This is a genomic window from Streptococcus sp. 2018110 (genome assembly GCF_019754115.1).
Classification (GTDB): Bacteria; Bacillota; Bacilli; order Lactobacillales; family Streptococcaceae; genus Streptococcus; species Streptococcus hashimotonensis.
In genome coordinates, this window is sequence record NZ_JAIJZO010000017.1 from 36,490 (window position 1) to 49,580 (window position 13,091).

8 protein-coding genes and 1 tRNA gene are annotated in these 13,091 nt (G+C 40.3%); all 9 read left to right on the forward strand.

The genetic code is table 11. The annotated features are described in order from the left end of the window. Positions 1–7: 7 nt before the first annotated feature. The 9 genes from K5Q34_RS09490 to rpmB all read left to right on the forward strand — a co-directional run bounded on the left by K5Q34_RS09490 (position 8) and on the right by rpmB (position 12,476). Positions 8–2,152: a hypothetical protein gene (locus K5Q34_RS09490; protein ID WP_221864900.1), complete on the forward strand. Its 2,145-nt coding sequence runs from the start codon at positions 8–10 to the stop codon at positions 2,150–2,152. A gap of 138 nt (positions 2,153–2,290) precedes the next feature. Further along, positions 2,291–3,688: a glycosyltransferase gene (locus K5Q34_RS09495; protein WP_253214114.1), complete on the forward strand. Its 1,398-nt coding sequence runs from the start codon at positions 2,291–2,293 to the stop codon at positions 3,686–3,688. Positions 3,689–3,797: 109 nt separating this feature from the next. Further along, complete coding sequence (locus K5Q34_RS09500) at positions 3,798–4,718, forward strand: metal ABC transporter solute-binding protein, Zn/Mn family (RefSeq protein ID WP_014637473.1); 921 nt, start codon at positions 3,798–3,800, stop codon at positions 4,716–4,718. Positions 4,719–4,751: 33 nt separating this feature from the next. Next, the gene (locus tag K5Q34_RS09505) at positions 4,752–7,907 is read left to right on the forward strand and encodes a pneumococcal-type histidine triad protein (RefSeq protein WP_221864901.1); all 3,156 of its coding nucleotides are present in this window, start codon (positions 4,752–4,754) and stop codon (positions 7,905–7,907) included. A 126-nt stretch (positions 7,908–8,033) separates the two neighbouring features. Beyond that, positions 8,034–8,615 carry a DNA-directed RNA polymerase subunit delta gene (rpoE, locus tag K5Q34_RS09510; RefSeq protein WP_014637475.1) on the forward strand — a complete coding sequence of 194 codons (582 nt, stop codon included), beginning with the start codon at positions 8,034–8,036 and terminating at the stop codon, positions 8,613–8,615. 192 nt (positions 8,616–8,807) lie between these two features. Beyond that, positions 8,808–10,412 carry a CTP synthase gene (locus K5Q34_RS09515; protein WP_136671017.1) on the forward strand — a complete coding sequence of 535 codons (1,605 nt, stop codon included), beginning with the start codon at positions 8,808–8,810 and terminating at the stop codon, positions 10,410–10,412. 281 nt (positions 10,413–10,693) lie between these two features. After that, positions 10,694–10,779 (forward strand) — tRNA-Leu (locus K5Q34_RS09520). Positions 10,780–11,013: 234 nt separating this feature from the next. Beyond that, positions 11,014–11,895 carry a class II fructose-bisphosphate aldolase gene (locus tag K5Q34_RS09525; RefSeq protein ID WP_004195761.1) on the forward strand — a complete coding sequence of 294 codons (882 nt, stop codon included), beginning with the start codon at positions 11,014–11,016 and terminating at the stop codon, positions 11,893–11,895. Between the two features lie 392 nt (positions 11,896–12,287). Further along, entirely contained in the window at positions 12,288–12,476 is a 189-nt protein-coding gene (gene rpmB / locus K5Q34_RS09530; protein WP_001140948.1) for a 50S ribosomal protein L28, read from the forward strand. Positions 12,477–13,091: the final 615 nt, after the last annotated feature.

Here is a 13,091-nt window from a genome sequence, read left to right on the forward strand (position 1 = left end):
AGGGGCTATGAAAAAGTATTTGATAGTTGTCAGTATACTGGTTTGCATATTGACGGTTGGTTATTATTTGTATTATTTTGATGGGAGTTTGTATATCCCTAAGGTGTACTCGGAAGAGACTATTAACTATACTTTCCAGGTTCGCAATCAGGAATTGGTACGGAAAACAAAGGGGGGAGAGCATCCATTTATTGTCAAAGGGGTAACAATAGATAGTGGCATAGCTGGCTACCATCAAAATGATTTTGCTATTGGAGAGAAACGTTACCTGTCATGGATGAAGAGCATCTCAGACATGGGAGCCAATACCATTCGTGTAAAAACGATTATGGATGTTGATTTTTATGTTGCCTTGGATAAGCACAATCGTCAGTCAGATAAGCCGCTTTATCTTTTGCAAGGGGTTCGAGTGGATGATGTTCGAGATAATACAGCTATTGATGCCTACCATCCCCAATATAGAGGACGACTATTGGAGGATGTAAAAGATGCCGTTGATGTCATTCATGGTCGAAGAAAAGTCTGGAATACCGACTTGGGGAGTCATTACTATCGGAAAGATGTTTCCAAATGGGTGCTTGGTTTTATCGTTGGTGACCAATGGAATGGTTCGACAGTCGCTTATACCAATCATCAAGTGAAGCAGACTTCTTATAAGGGAGAGTATATCAGTACAGGTCAGACTGCCACGACTTTTGAGGCGATGTTAGCTGAAGTGTTGGATGAAATGGTTGTTTATGAGACTAAAAAATATGGCTGGCAACACTTGGTGAGTTTTGCCAGTTCGACCCTAACGGACCCATTTATCTATCGAAAACCCTTCGCAGCGCAAGCTTCAAAATATGCTCAATTAAACGTTGAAAATCTATTGGTAAGCGATCGCCTAAGAACAGGCGTATTTGCTTCCTATCAATTGTTGGACTATCACCCCAAAGCACTTGATTACCTTGGGGAAAATCCAAGTCTTTCGATAGAAGATGTTACAAAAATAAAAAAAGAAAACTACCCAGAAAATTATGTCGGTCTCTTAACGCGCTATCATCAAGTTCCTGTCTTGATTTCTGGCTATGGTTATTCGACTTCTAGAGCCATTACAGCCCTGAATCAGGGAGATATAGAAGGACCCCTAACAGAAACACAGCAGGGAGAAATGTTGATTAGGGATTTTCGAGCATTTTTAAAGACAGGCGCTGTAGGAGGAATCATTGAGTCCTGGCAAGATGATTGGGGTGCTCGTACTTGGAATACAGCATTTACAACAGACCGGCACAGCCGTTTCCAATGGGGAGATGCTCAATCAAATAATCAAGGCTTCGGCTTGATGGCGTTTGAAAATCGAGTAAAGAATCACAGTCTTGATGGCTCGCTTGAGGAGTGGAAAAAGCAAGCTATTACTGAAAATAAAGGGAATAAATTACTTGTTGATGGGGATGAAAGTTATTTATATTTAGCTATTCAAAAGACTGCCGTAAAGACCGATGGTGCAAATCGGTGGCTGATTCCTATTGATATTACACCGAAGACCGGCAGTATGGAATGGAAGGATGAAAGAGTACACTTCTTAGGGAGAGCAGATTTTCTCCTAGCTATAGATGGGGAAAGCAACAGCCGTTTATTGGTTCAGGAGAGATATGATGCGGTTCGAGCTAACTATCTCAAACAAACAAGCGGAAGTGACCCATTTGTTGATATTCCTAAAAAAGATTCATCGCACTTTACAACGGTATCGCTTGTATTGAAACACAATCGGATTTTTGAAGACTTGGAAAAAGCCGAACGAGAAGATAAATGGAATCCGCTTTATGAAACGGGACGGCTACGTTCTGGAAACAGTCAGAGGGGAGCAAAAGAGTTTGATTCGCAGGCGGATATTTACTTTGGAGAGAAGGTTATAGAAATTCGGATTCCGTGGCAATTGTTGAATTTTTCAAATCCCTCACAAGGAAGGATACACGATGACTATTATCAACATTATGGTGTTTCGGAGATAGCGATTGATTCTATCCAGCTTGGTTTAGGTGAGTGGAAAAAAGGGGAGTATATTCGGATGGAAAACTATCGCTTGGAAAAATGGAATAGACCTACCGTAGAAGGAGTTCTAAAAACTTCATACACCATGCTAAAAGACTATTGGAAAGAGGAAGAAAAATGATACACAATGTCTTGTACTTTTATATTATTATTTGCATTGCTATTTTAATCTTTAATATGGCTTATATTATCAAACGTAGACTTTTTTATAAGAAACCACAAATGGTCGAGCGTAAGCGCTGATTAGAAGGGGACATGGATGACTTGGTTAAGCATTTTTTTAACAATTTCACGCTTCTTATTTTTGACTTACTTGGTGTTGTACGCAAGCTTTTTGTTGCTTTCTGTAGTGACAGGAGGTATTCATCTCCATGAGCGCTATAGAAAGCGACGGAGGAAGCTAGAGGAATGTGAGGGCAATTATCCACCAATATCTATATTGGTCCCAGCTTACAACGAGGAAGTTACCATTATTTCCACCATAGAATCCTTATTGAAATTGGACTATCCTGTCTATGAAGTCATTGTATTAGATGACGGTTCTAAAGATCAAACAGCACAACTGGTTCGCGAGTGTTTTCAGATGAAGGACAGTCAACGAAAAATTGACTACAAGCTTTCTTGTCGTCCTTATCACAGAATCTCAGAACAAGAGTTTGGTTCTGTTTGTCTGACATTGATTGAAAAAGAAAATGGAGGCAAAGGAGATGTTCTTAACCTCGGTATCAACGCAGCCAAGTACGAATATTTTTTGTGTATCGACGCAGATTCGATGTTACAAAGAAACTCTCTGAAAAACCTCGTCCGTCCCATGCAGAAATGGGAGAATGTCATATCTGTTGGTGGAGTCGTCCAAGTTTCACAAGGGGTACGAATAACTGACGGAGAGGTCAGCAATTACCAGTTGCCGTGGTCGGTGCTCCCATGTTTACAAGCTATCGAATATGACTGTTCTTTTTTAGGGAGTAGAATTTTATTGGACTATTTGCAATCCAATCTCATCATATCAGGTGCCTTTGGGTTATTTTACAAGGAGTATGTCATAGCAGTTGGGGGTTATGATAGGCAGACACTGGGAGAAGATATGGAGCTAGTCATGAAATTGCACTATTTCTGTAGAAATAACAATATTCCTTATCGAATCTGCTATGAAACCAGTGCCATTTGTTGGAGTCAAGCACCGAGCTCTATCGGTGATTTATGCAAACAACGCCGTCGCTGGTTCTTGGGGCTCTATCAATGTCTAAAAAAATACCGAAAAATGTTATCACGAGTTCGTTTTGGGGCGGTGGGATATTTTTCCTATGCTTACTATATGCTATTTGAATTTTTAGCTCCGTTTATAGAGACTTTCGGTTGTTTCGTGATTCTACTTTCATTGATCTATCATCAACTAAACATCTCATTTTTCATATCGCTCTTTTTCCTCTATAGTGCTTTTTGCTCACTAATCACCTTTGCATCATTTTTGCAACGCGTCTACTCGCAAGATTTATTTATTGGCCCTATGGATTTGTGTAAAGCCTTCCTGGCAACATTGTTCAGATACTTTTTCTTGCATTGGGTATTGAATATTGTCCGTCTGACAAGTTTTATTGGATATAAAAAGAGAAAGCGTGAATGGGGAGAGATCAAACGAGTGAAACAATTCGTTTAAGTAAGGGTAAGACTGGCTTATAAAAAGAAAGTCTTATCTTTTTTTAAAAAAATACTTGACTGGTTAATATTCTTGTGATATAGTTAACTGGTTAACAAAGGAGGTAGTTATGTTAAAGAAAGTGATAAGGGGCTGTTTTGTTGCCTTATTCGGTTTTGTTTTAGCAGCTTGCTCGGCTCAGAAGGAAGCGAGTCAAGTGCAGCCAGGAATGAAAATAGTCACCTCATTTTACCCAATTTATTCACTGGTTAAGGAAGTGTCTGGGAGCAAAAATGATGTTCGAATGATTGGCTCAAGACAGGGCATACACTCTTATGAACCATCAGCTGCGGACATAAAGGCCATATACGATGCAGATGTTTTTATCTATCATTCGCGAATTTTGGAATCCTGGGCAGGACGTTTGGAACCTAATTTGCAAGGTTCATCTGTCAAGGTTTTGGAGGCTTCGACTAATTTACCGCTGACAAAGGTTCCAGGCTTAGAAGACATGGAAGCTGGTCAAGGGATTGATGAAGCTAGTTTATATGACCCCCACACATGGCTGGATCCAGTTTTGGTTGGTCAGGAAGCTGTTGCGATCGGTGAACTTTTAGCAGAAAGTGATCCTAAGAATGCAGATTATTATCGTCAAAATGCCGCAACCTTGGAGGAAAAGGCGCAAAAGTTGGCAGACAAGTATAGCCCAATCTTTTCAAAAGCCACATCAAAAACATTTGTCACTCAACACACAGCCTTCTCTTACACTGCGCAACGCTTCGGGTTGAAGCAGTTGGGAATCGCAGGAGTTTCAGAGGAGGAACCAAGCCCTAGACAATTGGCGGAAATTAAAGAATTTGTTGACACCTACAATGTGCAAACAATTTTTACAGAAAAAGGTGCCTCGGATAAGCTTGCCAAGGCATTGGCGAGTTCGACAGGTGTGGACTTAAAAGTGTTGGATCCTCTTGAAGCAGATCCAGAAAATAATTTAACCTATCTAGAAAATCTAGAGCAAGTCTTAGAAACATTAGCTCAAGAGTTAAAATAAAAGGCCGAATTCTATCGACCGAAAGGAGAAAAAATGAAGAAAAAAGCAGTTGTTGGCTCCGTAGCCGCCCTTGTTTTAGGGATGAGTCTCTGTAGCTATCAGCTTGGACGTTTCCAAGCGATGGAAGAGCAAAAAAATCGTGTGTCCTATATTGAAGATAGTCAAAGTGTACAAACTACCGTTGCTGAACAATTAACACCTGATCAAGTTTCTGCCAAGGAAAATATTGACGCTGAGCAGATAGTCGTTAAAATTACTGATCAAGGCTATGTGACATCACACGGGGACCATTTCCACTACTATAATGGTAAAGTCCCTTTTGATGCGATTTTTAGTGAAGAGTTGGTCATGAAGGACCCGAGCTATGTTTTACAAGACAGTCACATCATCAATGAAGTCCAGGATGGTTATGTCATAAAAGTCGATGGGAAATACTATCTCTATTTAAAAGACCCTAGCAAACGTAAAAATGTTCGTAGCAAAGAAGAAGTGGAGCGGCAAAAAGGAATCTCTTCTGCTGACAGTAAGAATCAGGCAGCAGGAAATAGTAAAGACGGCCGCTACAGAACAGACGATGGCTATGTCTTTAATCCGACAGATGTTATTGAAGACACGGGAGATGGTTTTATCGTTCCACACGGCGACCATTTCCACTTTATTCCTAAAAAAGATTTATCAGCTGCCGAATTGAAGGCTGCACAAGATTACTGGAATCAAAAAGGAAGTGTGAGCTCGGCTAGTGGTAGTCAATATGGCGATAGAAACAATAGAGCACAACAGACAACAATTAGTGCGGGGCAAGGTCAGGATTTGGCTAGCTTATTGGCTCAATTGGATGCAACGCCGCTATCTCAACGCCATGTAGAAGCAGATGGATTGGTATTTGACCCAAGAACGATTACGAAGAAAACCGCAGCAGGTGTCATCGTTCCACACGGCGACCATTACCACTTTATCCCATACAGCCAGATGTCTCCTCTAGAAGAGAAGATTTCTCGAATGATTGGTGTAAATGGAGCAGGTGTTTCTTCTGGTGCACAAGCAAGTCACTCCCAACACACACCGACACAACCAAATCGTCCAGTAACACCAATCGGCACGGTTACAACGCAACCGGTATCGCCTACACAACCAGTATTACCAACACAACCGAAGCAGTCAACAGGGAAAGTAGTTTCCTATATGGGACGTCAAATTCCTGCTTATGGAAAAGGGTTAGATGGTAAGGCATATTTTACAAGTGATGGATACATCTTTAGCAAATCCTCTATTACCTCAGTTGATGATCAAGGGTTGATAGCTAGTCATGGAGATCATTTCCATTATGTTGGTTTTGGCGAACTCGAAGATTTTGAAATCAAGCAAGTAGAGGAGTGGGTTAATGAGAAGGCAGGCAAACAAGTGCCACCGAAAACATCTGAACAAGTAGGAAACGATGCTAAACCCACAACACCAAGTCAAGGGAACGATTCAAAACCTGTAAAACCAATTCAAGAAGAAAACCGCCCTGCATTTGAATACAAACAAGTAACGGCTAAACGTAAGTTTGCTGGAAAAGTTGTTTATGAAATGGAAGTAGGTGGAAAAACGTATACGTATGGTCGTGACGAACTAGATTTGATGAAAATCTCTTTTGCTGAGTTGACCTTGGCAGAAAAAGATAAGCAGTATATCTTTGATATTGCACCGCTTGCAGAAGGAGATCTTACGCCAGCAATGTTGGTCGATATGGATCAGATTCCGATGAAGGGAGCGAATGCGACCTATGATACTGGACAATCCTTTATTATTCCACACATTGATCACATCCATGTCCTACCTTACACATGGTTGAGTAAGGAACAAATTGCAACGATCCGCTATATCATGCAACATCCTGAAATTCGTCCATCTGCTTGGACTACAAGTGGACATGGTGATGGAGAAGCAACGGATCTTGTTCCCCCAATTCTAAATGCAACACCTAAAGCAAACCGCTTAGGCTTGAAAAATTGGCAAATCATTCACACCGCAGAAGAAGTCATGGATGCACGTGCAAAAGGGAAATTTGCAACAAATGATGGCTATATCTTCTCGGCGGAAGATGTACTAGAGCCAGCAAGTTTTGTCTTTAGTCAAGCATTCAGTCTACCAAGAGCGACAGGTGGTTCTCTGCGTTCAATTTCCAAGAAAGATTTATCTAAAGAAGAATTGGAAGCTGTACAAACTCTTCTTGATAAAAGAGACGCTGAAGAATTGGCGAAAAATGTCACACCAATTGAGAAACGTGCAGGTTTGAAAAATTGGCAAATTGTTCACTCGGCAGAAGAATTGGCAGAAGCTAAGGCAGCAGGAAAATATACAACAAAAGATGGCTATATTTTTGACCCAGCAGACCTATTAGATCCAAAAGTGAAAATAGGTACGGATAACTATCGCATCCCACGTGTGATTACAGATGGTTACCGTCGGATTAACAAGAGTGATTTGAATTACTTAAGCGAGCTGATCCCAGCAGAGGCTATGGTAGCTCAACGTGAGAAATCTAATTCTAGTTCACCGTCAACACCTGCACCAACTGAAACAGGAACAAGTGCAGGCGAGACAACAACGCCAGAACAGCCACAAGTTGCCAAAGAAACAGCAGAGGAAATTTACAACCGAGTTGAAGCGAAGAAAGTCGTTCCTTTCGAAGCACTGACCTACAATGCTGGCTATGCGACCGAAGTACGCAACGGGACTCTAGTGATTCCGCATCAAGATCACTATCACTATGTATCCTTTAAATGGTTTGACCAAGGTAGTGCAAGAAGTCCTGAAGGGTATAGTTTAGAAGATTTCCTAGCAACGGTTAAGTACTACATGACTAATCCACAAGAACGCCCTGTTTCAGACGATGGCTGGGGAGTATTTACACCAAGTACACCATCTGAATCAACAGAAGAAACAGAGACGGTAGAAAGTGATGAAGAAATTATTTCTGAAGAAACTGAGGAAATTGACGAGTTTACAGAAGAATTAAAACGAAGAGCAGAAGAGTTTGGCATGGACTTCAAAACCTTTGAACAAAGTCTGGTCACACTCTCAGACCGTTACAAAGTTTCTTTTGAAGCTTTCGAATATGATGCAACAAGCAAAATTGTTCGACTTGTAGATAAGGATGGGGTCAAACGGACCGTTTCCCTTCCAAGTTTAGAAGAACAAGTATAGTAAACAAAATACCTGTAGCGCTGAGCTCTGCAGGTATTTTTTTACAGAAAAACGATAAAGATTATCTTTGACTATTTGCCTTTTTTAGCGTAAAATAGAAAGGAAAGACAAAAAAGGAGAACAGCCTTGGAACTTAACGTATTTGCAGGACAAGAAAAAAGCGAACTTTCCATGATTGAAGTAGCACGTGCTATTTTGGAAGAACGTGGACGTGACAACGAAATGTATTTCAACGACTTGGTCAATGAAATTCAAAACTACCTTGAAAAATCAAACAGCGAGATTCGCGCAGCCCTCCCAACCTTCTATTCTGATTTGAATGTGGATGGAAGCTTCATTCCACTTGGCGAAAACAAATGGGGCTTACGTTCTTGGTACGCAATCGATGAGATTGACGAAGAAGTGATCACTCTTGAAGAAGATGATGAAGATGCACCAAAACGCAAGAAGAAACGTGTCAATGCCTTCATGGACGGTGATGAGGATGCGATTGACTACGGACATGACGATCCAGAAGATGAGGACAACTATCCGGGTAGTGCATCATCAGAATACGATGATGAAAATCCAGATGACGAAAAAGATGAAGTTGAGTCCTATGATTCAGAAATCAACGAAATTATCCCAGATGACGAATTGGATGAAGAGGATGTTGATTTAGGTGAAGATGACGACGAGTATTCAGATGAAGAGGTCGTCGACGAATAAGAATTATATCCCCATAGGTTCTTAAAAATAATTTGACAAGACTACCAAATTACGATAAGATATTATCGGGCACCTCTTTTGAGGTCGGAGCTCCCTAGCGATAGGGAGCTATTTTTGTTTTTTCTTCAAGTTAACAGGAAGTATCCCCACAAATCGCTTCCTATTAGCCTGAATCGTAGAAAAGGAGTTTGCATGACAAAGTATATTTTTGTAACAGGTGGTGTTGTTTCCTCTATCGGCAAAGGGATTGTAGCAGCCAGTCTAGGTCGTTTATTGAAGAACCGAGGTCTCAAGGTAACAATCCAAAAATTTGATCCATACATCAACATTGACCCGGGAACAATGAGTCCGTATCAACACGGTGAAGTTTTTGTGACGGATGACGGTGCAGAAACCGACTTGGACCTTGGGCACTATGAGCGTTTCATCGACATTAACCTGAACAAATATTCAAATGTTACAACAGGTAAAATTTATAGCGAAGTCCTCCGTAAAGAGCGTAAAGGGGAATACTTAGGGGCGACAGTTCAAGTTATTCCACACATTACAGATGCTTTGAAAGACAAAATCAAGCGTGCAGCTCGTACTACAGATGCAGATGTCATCATCACGGAAGTGGGTGGTACAGTAGGTGATATTGAAAGCTTGCCATTCCTTGAAGCGCTTCGTCAGATGAAGGCAGATGTCGGTTCAGACAATGTTATGTATATCCATACAACACTCTTGCCTTATCTCAAAGCAGCAGGCGAAATGAAAACTAAACCAACACAACATTCTGTAAAAGAGTTGCGTGGTCTAGGTATTCAGCCAAACATGTTGGTAATTCGGACAGAGCAGCCTGCTGGACAAGGAATTAAAAATAAACTGGCACAATTCTGTGATGTTGCTCCAGAAGCAGTTATTGAGTCCTTGGATGTCGAACATCTTTACCAAATCCCATTAAATATGCAAGCGCAGAACATGGATCAAATTGTTTGCGATCACTTGAAGCTCGACGTACCTCCAGCAGATATGACAGAGTGGACAGCTATGGTAAACAAGGTTCTTAATCTCCAGAAAAAAGTAAAAATCGCTTTAGTTGGTAAGTATGTAGAATTACAAGATGCCTATATTTCTGTAGTTGAAGCTCTAAAACACTCAGGATATGCAAATGATGCTGCTATCGAATTGGATTGGGTCAATGCAAATGATTTGACAGCAGAAAACGTAGCTGAACGTCTAGGACAAGCACAAGGAATTATCGTTCCTGGCGGCTTTGGACAACGTGGTACAGAAGGGAAAATACAAGCCATTCGTTATGCTCGTGAGAATGACGTGCCAATGCTAGGGGTCTGCTTGGGAATGCAGCTGACCTGTGTAGAATTTGCTCGTCACGTTCTCGGTTTAGAAGGTGCTAACAGCTTTGAATTAGACCCAGAAACCAAATATCCAATTATTGACATCATGCGTGATCAAATTGGAGTGGAAGATCTAGGAGGAACTCTTCGTTTAGGTCTTTATCCAAGCAAGCTCAAACGTGGCTCCAAGGCTGCAGCTGCTTATGATAATCAAGAAGTTGTACAACGTCGCCATCGTCATCGTTATGAGTTTAACAATGAATTCCGTGAACAATTTGAAAAAGCAGGTTTTGTTTTCTCAGGCGTGTCACCAGACAACCGTTTGGTAGAAATTGTTGAAATTCCGGAAAATAAATTCTTCGTTGCCTGCCAATATCATCCAGAACTACAATCTCGTCCTAATCGCCCTGAAGGTTTGTATACAGCCTTTGTTTCAGCAGCTATAGAGAATGAAAAATAAGTATAACCATTATAGAAGAAGATTGGATTATTCAATCTTCTTTTATATTTTTTTATATAACGAAACGAAAAAGATGTCAGTATTTATAGAAGAAAATGCGAAATATCACCCCCATATGGCATCATTGTCTAGATGGTTTTAAGCATTATACAATAGTAGAGTATTGCAAAAGAATCGGCTAAATCAATACGTTTTGGCAAAAAAAGTAAAAATAAAAAAATAAAATTCAAAAAAAGTGTTGACAAGGATAGTTCCTAATGATATACTAGTTCTTGTGTTAAGCGGGGATGGCGGAATTGGCAGACGCGCAGGACTAAGGATCCTGTGACCGCTTTAGGTCGTGTGGGTTCAAGTCCCACTCTCCGCATAGTGGACTAGCTAAGGCTAGTCCTTTTGCTTTGTCTAGATAAGTGCAGAGCACGATATATGCTAGTTCATAAATTACAAGAATGATACGAAACAGGCATTATTATGGCTTTCATGAAAAGATATGTGAAAGTTTTCTCAAAACTAGACGGTTTCAACTAGCATTTTCAAAATAAAAATGGTAGAATAGAAGAGTATGAGGTGCAACCTCAAAAAATATTAGGAGGCTATCGAAATGCCATTAGTTTCAGCAGAAAAATTTGTCCAAGCAGCGCGTGACAACGGTTATGCAGTTGGTGGATTTAACACAAACAACCTTGAGTGGACTCAAGCTATCTTGCGTGCAGCAGAAGCAAAACAAGCTCCAGTTCTTATCCAAACTTCTATGGGTGCAGCTAAGTACATGGGTGGTTACAAAGTAGCTCGCAACTTGATCGCTAACTTGATCGAGTCAATGAACATCACAGTTCCAGTTGCTATTCACCTTGACCACGGTCACTACGAAGATGCACTTGAGTGTATCGAAGTTGGTTACACTTCTATCATGTTTGACGGTTCACACCTTCCAGTAGAAGAAAACCTTGCAAAAGCAAAAGAAGTTGTAGAATTGGCACACGCTAAAGGTATCTCAGTTGAAGCTGAAGTTGGTACTATCGGTGGTGAAGAAGATGGTATCGTAGGTACTGGTGAATTGGCTCCAATTGAAGACGCAGTCGCAATGGTTGCAACTGGTATTGACTTCTTGGCAGCAGGTATCGGTAACATCCACGGTCCATACCCAGCAAACTGGGAAGGTCTTGACCTTGACCACTTGCGTAAATTGACTGAAGCTGTACCAGGTTTCCCAATCGTATTGCACGGTGGTTCAGGTATTCCAGATGCACAAATCCAAGAAGCAATCAAATTGGGTGTTGCTAAAGTTAACGTAAACACTGAGTGCCAAATCGCATTTGCAAACGCAACTCGTAAGTTTGCAGCGGCTTATGAAGCAAACGAAGCAGAATACGATAAGAAAAAACTCTTTGACCCACGTAAATTCTTGGCAGACGGCGTGAAAGCTATCCAAGCATCTGTTGAAGAGCGTATCGACGTATTCGGTTCAGCGAACAAAGCTTAATATAACTGCGAAGAAATCTCAGATTTCAAGCAAACAAAGCATAAGTTTCTTAGATTAAACCAAAAAGGATTTTCTTTCGAGAATCCTTTTTATTATAATAGTTGATTAAGTTTGATCTAGTTCTTCGCTATGAAGAAATCTACGATAGAAGTGAGCAGAGAACAATTAAAATATAAACCGCTCCAAAGTTTTCATGACTGTAATAGCTTAGAGAACAAAGAATTATGGATGGGGCGCAAACTGTAGTATTAAAATATTTACCTATGAGTATAGATACTTTAAAAAAAGAAAGTGAAAATAATTCTTGCCAAGTCCAATCTTTTCTGTTAGAATAGTATGGTATGTGGTGCTAGCACATCCGATATATTTGATCAAATGAGGAGGAAGATACAATGGCTAAAGTATGTTATTTCACTGGTCGTAAGACTGTATCAGGTAACAACCGTTCACACGCTATGAACCAAACTAAACGCGCAGTTAAACCAAACCTTCAAAAAGTAACTGTTTTGATTGATGGTAAACCTAAAAAAGTTTGGGCTTCAGCACGTGCATTAAAATCAGGCAAAGTTGAACGCGTATAATGACAAAGTCGTTAGAAAAATCTAGCGACTTTTGTTTTTGGAAAAAATAGCCTAGATATAAAGTCGATGAGGAGCAAATTCGGTCACTACATAATAAACAGGAAAGAATATCAACTATATAGCCCTTCACATTGTTGTTGAAAAGTTAATAAAGAAGGAACGTTGTCAAAAATAAACTGTGTATTGATGTGGGAGATTTTTCCAAGATCGAACATTTAAACTTGGATTGATATTAGGGATTGTACGAGAGAGCATGTCCGTACGGATACTATAAGAAGGGAATCACGAACTGGAAGAATAGAGAGTGTTTAAAAAATCCAAAAAAATATCAAAAAACCGGTTGACAATGTGTATAAGTCGTGATAGAATAATTGAGTTGTCTCTTGAGGGGCTAGTCAGTAGCGGAATGAAAAAAAGTTTCGAAAAAGTGTTGACAAGTTCAGTAGAAGATGATAGAATAACTGAGTTGTCTCTTGAGGAACTGGTCGACAGCGAAACGAAAAAAAGTTTCAAAAAAGTGTTGACAAAGTTTCTAAGAAATGATAAACTAAGATAGTTGTCGCGAGAGCGCGATAACGAACAAGACCTTTGAAAATTAAAGAAGACGAACCAAAC

Bases quoted from the DNA above. Each gene is read 5' to 3' on its own strand.
- K5Q34_RS09495 (WP_253214114.1), top strand. From the start codon at position 2,291: ATGACTTGGTTAAGCATTTTTTTAACAATTTCACGCTTCTTATTTTTG.
- K5Q34_RS09515 (WP_136671017.1), top strand. From the start codon at position 8,808: ATGACAAAGTATATTTTTGTAACAGGTGGTGTTGTTTCCTCTATCGGC.
- rpmB (WP_001140948.1), top strand. From the start codon at position 12,288: ATGGCTAAAGTATGTTATTTCACTGGTCGTAAGACTGTATCAGGTAAC.
- K5Q34_RS09490 (WP_221864900.1), top strand. From the start codon at position 8: ATGAAAAAGTATTTGATAGTTGTCAGTATACTGGTTTGCATATTGACG.
- K5Q34_RS09505 (WP_221864901.1), top strand. From the start codon at position 4,752: ATGAAGAAAAAAGCAGTTGTTGGCTCCGTAGCCGCCCTTGTTTTAGGG.
- K5Q34_RS09500 (WP_014637473.1), top strand. From the start codon at position 3,798: ATGTTAAAGAAAGTGATAAGGGGCTGTTTTGTTGCCTTATTCGGTTTT.
- K5Q34_RS09525 (WP_004195761.1), top strand. From the start codon at position 11,014: ATGCCATTAGTTTCAGCAGAAAAATTTGTCCAAGCAGCGCGTGACAAC.